A 6,958-nucleotide genomic window follows, 5' to 3' on the forward strand; every position below is an offset into this window, starting at 1 on the left:
AGGTAGCCCGCGGTCACCAGCGCGCTGGCCGCCGGCAGCAGGTCGGCGGCGTCGGCCGCGCCGAGCACCGCGCTCGCGCCGCGGTCGAGCAGGTCGGCGACGGCCGCCCGGCTGTCCTGCGCGCCGCCGACCACCACCACCCGTTCGGTTCCGGTGCCGCGCGCCGGGCGGTCCAGGCCGAGCCGGTCCGCCTCGGCCGCCGCCTGCGCCCGGCTGTGCACGTTGAGCTTGGTGAAGATGTGCCGTTTGTGGTTGGTGACGGTGTGCGGGCTGATCTCCAGCGTGTCGGCGATCTCGGTCACCGGGCAGCCGGCGGACAGCAGGGTGAGCACCTCGAGCTCGCGCTCGCTCAGGCCGGCGGGGCGGCTCGGTCCGGGGCGCCGCGCCTGCGTCTCGGCGAGCGCCGCGCGCAGGCCGGACAGCCCGGCCCGGCTGCTGACCAGCCGGTTCGCCCCGGCCCGGTGCAACCGCAGCAGGCTCGCCGGGTCGAGCGCCGGGTGCAGGCCGACCACGTGCGGGTTCGGTCGCACGCCGCGTAGCGCGGAGATCATGGTCAGCTCGTCGGCCGCGGCCGAACCGAGTTGGACCACCGCCACGTCCGGCGGGTGTTCCCGGCACAGCTCCACCAGGGCCGCGCGGCCCGACACGGCACCGGTGACCTGGTAACCCGCCAGCGAGTCGACCCAGACGGCCACGGTGTCGCGGAGCAGCGCGTCGAGGAAGCGGATGACGACCGTGCGGGCTCGCGTCCGTGTCGCCGCCATGGGCTCACGCTGCCACCCACGACGATAGAGGTCTAGACCACTAGGGGTTTTGGGCCAGGTCGGTGCGCCCCGGACATACCCTGCTAGGGTATGCCGGTGACGACCAGCACGTACACCGTGGCCGGAATGACCTGTGCGCACTGCGTGAACGCCGTGCGGCAGGAGTTGGGCGCCCTGGCCGGCGTCACCGACGTCGCGGTCGACCTGGCCACCGGCCGGGTCGAGGTGACCAGCGCCGCCCCGCTGGACCCGGCCGAGGTGCGGGCGGCGGTGGACGAGGCAGGCTACGCGCTGGCCGAGTGACCGTCCACAGTGGCCGGTCCGGAGCCGGACGGTAACCGGCCGGGCCGGCAGATTCACCGGAGCAGCCTACTTACAGTTCGCCCGGCCAGGGGGATCCTGGAGGGATGGGGACTGCCCGGCGGATAGCCATCCTGTTGTCGATCCTGCTGACCGTGGCCGGCTGCGGCCTGCTGGGCGGTGAGGAGCAGCCCGCCGCCCAGGAGGGGCAACCGAAGAAGGTCAAGGTCGCGGTGCTGCCGACGATGGACACCGTGCCGCTGCACCTGGCGATCGACTCCGGCTACTTCCGGCAGGACGGCCTCGACGTCGAACCGGTCACCGCGGCCAGCGGCGCGGACTGCGTGGCCAAGCTGACCAGCGGCGAGGTGGACTTCGCCTTCTCCAGCTACACGCCGTTCTTCGTGGCCAAGTCCAAGAACGCCGCGGACATCAAGCTGGTCGCCGACGCCACCTCGGCCGCCCCCGGGTACGCGGTCGTCGTGGTGGCGCAGAACTCGCCGCTGCAGAGCATCAAGGACCTCGCCGGCAAGCGGGTCGCCATCACCGCCCGGTTCACCATCTCGCACCTGCTGACCCAGGCCCAGCTCAAGGCCGCGGGCGTGGACCACAACTCGGTGCAGTGGATCGAGATGGCCTTCCCGCAGATGTCCGGACAGCTCACCAGCGGCCAGATCGACGCCGCGTTCCTGGTCGAACCGTTCCTGCAGCAGGCGATCCAGCAGATCAAGGCCCGCCCGCTGTTCGACACGCTCGCCGGGCCCACCGAGGGCATCGCGCTCACCGGCTACGGGGCGACCAGCAAGTTCATCGACGCCAACGGCGACGCCGTGCGGTCCTTCCAGCAGGGCCTGCGCCGGGCCACCGACGAGGTGCGCGCCGACCGCGCCAAGGTCGACCCGTTGCTGGTGAAGATCGCCAAGGTGGACCCGCAGATCGCGAAGCAGACCGCGCTGACCGAGTTCGTCGCCAGCCTGGATCCGGCCAAGATCCAGCGGGTGGTCGACCTGATGGTCGAGTTCGGCGCGCTGGAGAAGGGTTTCGACGTCAGCCAGATGATCGTGCGGCCGGCGGCCTAGCACGTGCGAGGATCGACGGCATGCCCGTCACCACCACCGCGCCGGGGCTGGTCCTGGTCGAGCACGAGTTCCCGGTCCCGCTCGACCACTCCCGGCCGGACGCCGAGCAGATCACGGTGTTCGCCCGGGAGGTCGCCGACCCGGACGGGCGGGACCGGCCGTTCCTGGTGTTCCTCCAGGGCGGCCCGGGTTTCGAGGCGCCCCGGCCGTCCGGGAACCCGTCGGCGCCGAGTTGGCTGGCCCGGGCGCTGCGCGACTACCGGGTGCTGATGCTGGACCAGCGCGGCACCGGACGGTCCACCCCGCTGGACGACCCGCCCGGCAAGACCGCGCGGGAGCAGGCCGACTACCTGACCCACTTCCGGGCTGACTCGATCGTGGCCGACGCCGAGCTGATCCGCGCCGAGCTCGCCGGCGGGCAGCCGTGGAGCGTGCTCGGCCAGTCGTTCGGCGGGTTCTGCGTAGGCACCTACCTTTCCCAGGCGCCGCACGGACTGCGTCAGGCGTTCATCACCGGCGGCGTCCCGCCGGTCGGGCTGGACATCGACGAGGTCTACCGGGCCACCTACCTCCGGATCATGGACCGGGTGGAGCGGTACTACCAGCGGTATCCGGCCGACCGGCAGCGGGTGCGCGACATCGTCGCCGAGCTGACGGCCGAGGACGTCCGGCTGCCCGGCGGCGACCGGCTCACCGCCCGGCGGTTCCGGCAGGCGGGCAACCTCCTCGGCATGAGCGACGGCGCCGAGCGGCTGCACCACCTGCTCGAGCTGCCGCTGTCCTCCCGGGCGTTCCGGTACGACATGGAACTGATGCCGATGCCGTTCGCCCGCAACCCGATCTACGCGGTGCTGCACGAGGCCTGCTACGCCGACGGCGGCGTCACCCGGTGGTCGGCCGACCGGGTGCGGCCCGAGGCGTACGAGACCGATGCTTCGCTGCTCACCGGGGAGCACGTGTTTCCGTGGATGTTCGCCGACTACGGCGGCCTGGCGGTGTTCCGGGAGGCGGCCGAGCTGCTCGCCGAGCAGTCCTGGCCCCGGCTGTACGACGCGGACACCTTGCAGAACAACGAGGTTCCGGTCGCGGCGGCGATCTACGTCGAGGATCCCTATGTGGAGTCCCGGTTCTCCATCGAGACGGCGAGCCTGGTCCGGGGCATGCGCACCTGGGTGACCAACGAGTACGACCACAACGGGCTGCGGGCGGACGGCGCGCGCATCCTGGACCGGCTGATCGGTCTGGCCACCGGGCGGGCGTGATGCCGGCCGGGATCGGGGTGAGCCCGGGACGGACGGCGGGACCGCTTTACCGCAAGGCCCCGCCGCCCACCCTGCCGGAGGAACTGCCCGCGAGCACCGACCTGGGCGGGGAGGTCGCGCGGGCGTCCGGCGCACTGAGGTTCGTGGCCGACACCCTGGCCGGATTGGCCGCCGCCGCGACCGGAACCGCGGCCGGGGTGCTCGACGCGGCGTCGGCGATGGCCGCCGACCCTACCCTGGCCGAGGGCGTGGCCGAGCGGATCCGGCAGGGCCGCCCGGCGGCGTGGGCGGTCACCGAGGAACTGGCCGAGCAGCGCGCGCGGCTCGCCGCCGTCGGCGGGTACCTGGCCGAGCGGGTGACCGACCTCGACGACATCCGGGACCGCGCGGTCGCGCACCTGCTCGGGGCGCCGATGCCCGGCGTGCCCGACCCGGGCGAGCCGTTCGTGCTGGTGGCCGAGGACCTGGCCCCCGCCGACACCGCCGGGCTGGACCCCGCGACCGTGCTCGCCGTGGTCACCGCCCGGGGCGGACCGACCAGCCACACCGCGATCCTGGCCCGCGCCCTCGGCCTGCCCGCGGTGGTCGCCTGTCCCGGCATACTCGACCTCGCCGACGGCTCGACCGTGCTGGTGGACGGCGACACCGGCGCCGTCGAGCCGGTGCCCGCCGGGGCGGTGGCCGGGATCCGGGCGGCCGCCCGCCGGTCGAAGGCCGGCCAGCCGCGGCACACCGGCCCCGGCCGCACCGCCGACGGCCATCCGGTCCGCCTGCTGCTCAACATCGGATCGGCCGCCGACCTCGACGGCGACCCGGACGCCGAGGGCGTCGGCCTGTTCCGCACCGAGTTCCTGTTCCTGTCCCGCGACACCGCGCCGTCCATCGACGAGCAGAGGCAGGCCTACGCGGCGGTGTTCGAGGCCGCGCGCGGCCGCCCGGTGGTGCTGCGCACGCTCGACGCGGGCGCCGACAAACCCTTGCCGTTCCTCGGCCTGCCCGCCGAACCCAACCCCGCCCTTGGCCTGCGCGGCGTGCGCGTCGCCCGAACCCGCCCGCACGTCCTGGCCGACCAGCTGACCGCCGTGCACGCCGCCGCCGAGGCGACCGGCGCCCAGGTCTCCGTCATGGCCCCCATGGTCGCCACCCGCGCCGAGGCCGCCGCCTTCGCCGCCCAGGCACACGCCGCCGGCCTCCCGGTCGCGGGCGTCATGGTCGAGATCCCCGCCGCCGCCCTCCAGGCGCACCGCCTGCTGGAGGTGGTCGACTTCCTCAGCATCGGCACCAACGACCTCAGCCAGTACACCCTCGCCGCCGACCGGGAGTCCGGCGACCTGGCCGACCTGCTCGACCCTTGGCAACCCGCCCTGCTCCAGCTCATCGCCACCTGCGCCGCCGCCGGCCGCGCCGCCGGCAAACCGGTCGGCATCTGCGGCGAGTCCGCCGCGGAGCCCCGCCTGGCTCCCGTCTTCGCCGGCCTGGGCATCACCAGCCTGTCCATGTCAGCGGCCAGCCTCCCCGCGGTGCGTGCCGCTCTGGCCGCCCACACCCTTGCCGACTGCCGACACCTGGCCGAAACCGCCCTCACCCGCCCCTGACAACCGGCGAGTCCCCAGCCCGCCGCGTCAGGCGGCGCCGGCCAGCCATTCGGGGGCGCTGACGTGGTCGTAGAACCGTCGGGCGTGCTGCTCGAGGTCGGCGCCGAGGCGGACCGGGGTCACCTCGTCATCCTCGGCGAGCACGACCCGGATGAAGACCGGGGAGGTGCACACCGCGATCTGGCTGCGCACCAGGCCGGCGAACTCGTCCAGCGTGCCGGTGCTGTACACGTGCGGGTACCCGGCCGCCTGGGCCAGCCCGCAGAGATCGACCCGGCGGGACAGCATCATGGTGCCGCCGCCGGCCGTCTGCATGGCGGTGTCCAGCACCACGTGCACCAGCGGGAGATCCGTGAGCAGGCCGGCGGTGATCAGTCCGCCCGGGTTGGTGAGCAGGCTGCCGTTGCCGTCCACGACCACGGTGGGGCGCCGGGTTTCCAGGGCAACCCCGATGCCGACCGAGGAGACCAGGCCGCTGGAACCGGTCAGGTAGAAGTGGTTCGGGCGGTCGGCGATCCGCCGCGCGATCCGGGCCGGCTCACCGGCGGCGAAGATGATCGGCTCCTCGACGGTGGCGTCGATGATCGCCTGGATGGCCGCGGTCCGGTTCACGGACGTCCCCCTAAGGTTTCCGGTGGAACAAGCAGCGCGGCCGGCCGCTGCTGGCCGCGCACGATGTCGCGCAGGCGGTTGACCTGCTTGGTGGGCCGAACTTCCGGGTCGAGCGCGACGGCCTCGATACCCAGGCCGTCCAGCAGCGGCTCGGTCAGCCGCCCCATGATCATGTTGTCCCTGGTCGCCTCCGGGTTGCCGCTGCGCAGGCTGACCACCAGCAGCATCGGAATCCGGTACGGCACAACGAGGGACGCGATGGCCGCCACCGACTGACCGAGGCCGGAGCTCGGCATCAGCACCACCGGGTACTGCCCGGCCAGGGACGCGCCGGCGGCGACGCCGATCGCGTTGTCGTCCCTGGTCACCACGAGCAGCCCGCGATGTTTGTCCAGCGCGGCATAGAACGGCGAGAGGATCGTGTTCGGGCTGCCCAGGAACGGGCCGAACCCGACGGCCATCAGCTCCCGGCACAGTTCCTTGGCAACTGCGACCTTCTGAGCGAACGTCGGCATCTGGTCTCCAATCGGCGGGACGGTGCTTGGTTACACCGCACCCGCCGTGGGCTCGGCGTCCCGGCTGACGATGGTCGCCGATCGCGCGACCGCCTTGCGGAACCGGTGCGCCAGATCCGCGCGGGGATCCGCCCCGGCCTGCCCGAAACCGTTGTGCGGCGCCTGCCGCCAACTGGCCGGCTCGTCCAGCCGGGGGTCGGAGTTGAGGATCGCGTGCTGCACGTACTGCACGTGCGGGGACGGTTCGACGCCGAGCTCGTCGACCAGCGTGTCGCGGAGCTTGTGGAAAACCTCGAGGGCGCGCCATTTCCGCCCGGAGCGGTAGAGCGCGGTCATGTACTGGGTGCACACGTTCTCGTGCATGGGGTAGCGGGCGGACAGCTCACCGAGCTCGCCGAGCAGCATGTGGTGATGCCCCAGGCGTAACTCGGCTTCGATGCCGGTCTCCTGGATGCCGAGGCGGTGTTCCTCCAGCCCGTTCACCTTGACGCTGAGCGGACCGCCGACCTGGACGTCCACCAGTGCCGGTCCGCGCCACATGGACAGTGCCGAACGCAGCAGCCGGGAGGCCGACTCGTAGTCGCCGGCCTGCATGGCGCGCTGCCCGGAGGCCGCGGTCCGCTCGTAGCGCCGCACGTCGAGGTCCTCGGCGGCCACGTTGAGCGTGTAACCGCCGTGCGAGGTAACCAGAACCGACTTCGCCGAGTCCGGGCCGTCGATCGCCTTGTTGATCATTCGGCGCAGCACCAGAACGTAGGTCTGCACGGACTGCAGGGGTTTGCGTGGGGGCTCGAGCCCCCACAACTCCTCGACTAAGGTGGAGACTGGGAC

General features: G+C 72.8%; 8 protein-coding genes. 4 read left to right on the forward strand and 4 right to left on the reverse strand.

The window, feature by feature from the left end:
• A partial coding sequence (locus tag VFO68_RS17780) for a response regulator transcription factor (RefSeq protein WP_325159424.1) occupies positions 1–764 on the reverse strand: 764 nt, incomplete at its 3' end.
• A gap of 96 nt (positions 765–860) precedes the next feature.
• Between VFO68_RS17780 and VFO68_RS17785 the strand changes: the two genes are divergently transcribed.
• The 4 genes from VFO68_RS17785 to ptsP all read left to right on the forward strand — a co-directional run bounded on the left by VFO68_RS17785 (position 861) and on the right by ptsP (position 5,000).
• The gene (locus VFO68_RS17785; RefSeq protein ID WP_325159425.1) at positions 861–1,067 is read left to right on the forward strand and encodes a heavy metal-associated domain-containing protein; all 207 of its coding nucleotides are present in this window, start codon (positions 861–863) and stop codon (positions 1,065–1,067) included.
• A gap of 104 nt (positions 1,068–1,171) precedes the next feature.
• Positions 1,172–2,143, forward strand: a complete 972-nt coding sequence (locus VFO68_RS17790) for an ABC transporter substrate-binding protein (RefSeq protein ID WP_325159426.1) — start codon at positions 1,172–1,174, stop codon at positions 2,141–2,143.
• A 20-nt stretch (positions 2,144–2,163) separates the two neighbouring features.
• Positions 2,164–3,405: an alpha/beta fold hydrolase gene (locus tag VFO68_RS17795; protein ID WP_325159427.1), complete on the forward strand. Its 1,242-nt coding sequence runs from the start codon at positions 2,164–2,166 to the stop codon at positions 3,403–3,405.
• Positions 3,405–5,000, forward strand: a complete 1,596-nt coding sequence (gene ptsP / locus VFO68_RS17800) for a phosphoenolpyruvate--protein phosphotransferase (RefSeq protein WP_325159428.1) — start codon at positions 3,405–3,407, stop codon at positions 4,998–5,000. The genes VFO68_RS17795 and ptsP overlap by 1 nt, the downstream gene beginning before the upstream one ends.
• A 27-nt stretch (positions 5,001–5,027) precedes the next feature.
• Here the strand turns inward: ptsP and VFO68_RS17805 are convergent, their stop codons facing one another.
• The 3 genes from VFO68_RS17805 to VFO68_RS17815 form a co-directional block, all read right to left on the reverse strand.
• Positions 5,028–5,612, reverse strand: coding sequence for a thiamine pyrophosphate-dependent enzyme (locus VFO68_RS17805; RefSeq protein WP_325159429.1), 585 nt, complete (start codon positions 5,610–5,612; stop codon positions 5,028–5,030).
• Complete coding sequence (locus tag VFO68_RS17810) at positions 5,609–6,127, reverse strand: hypothetical protein (RefSeq protein ID WP_325159430.1); 519 nt, start codon at positions 6,125–6,127, stop codon at positions 5,609–5,611. The genes VFO68_RS17805 and VFO68_RS17810 overlap by 4 nt, the downstream gene beginning before the upstream one ends.
• Before the next feature lie 30 nt (positions 6,128–6,157).
• A partial coding sequence (locus tag VFO68_RS17815) for an AfsR/SARP family transcriptional regulator (protein WP_325159431.1) occupies positions 6,158–6,958 on the reverse strand: 801 nt, incomplete at its 5' end.

Origin of the sequence: Actinophytocola sp. (assembly GCF_035712165.1) — a bacterium.
Classification (GTDB): domain Bacteria; phylum Actinomycetota; class Actinomycetes; order Mycobacteriales; family Pseudonocardiaceae; genus DASYTH01.

Coding starts and splice junctions, on each gene's coding strand:
- VFO68_RS17790 (WP_325159426.1), top strand. CDS start 1,172: ATGGGGACTGCCCGGCGGATAGCCATCCTGTTGTCGATCCTGCTGACC.
- VFO68_RS17795 (WP_325159427.1), top strand. CDS start 2,164: ATGCCCGTCACCACCACCGCGCCGGGGCTGGTCCTGGTCGAGCACGAG.
- ptsP (WP_325159428.1), top strand. CDS start 3,405: ATGCCGGCCGGGATCGGGGTGAGCCCGGGACGGACGGCGGGACCGCTT.
- VFO68_RS17810 (WP_325159430.1), bottom strand. CDS start 6,127: ATGCCGACGTTCGCTCAGAAGGTCGCAGTTGCCAAGGAACTGTGCCGG.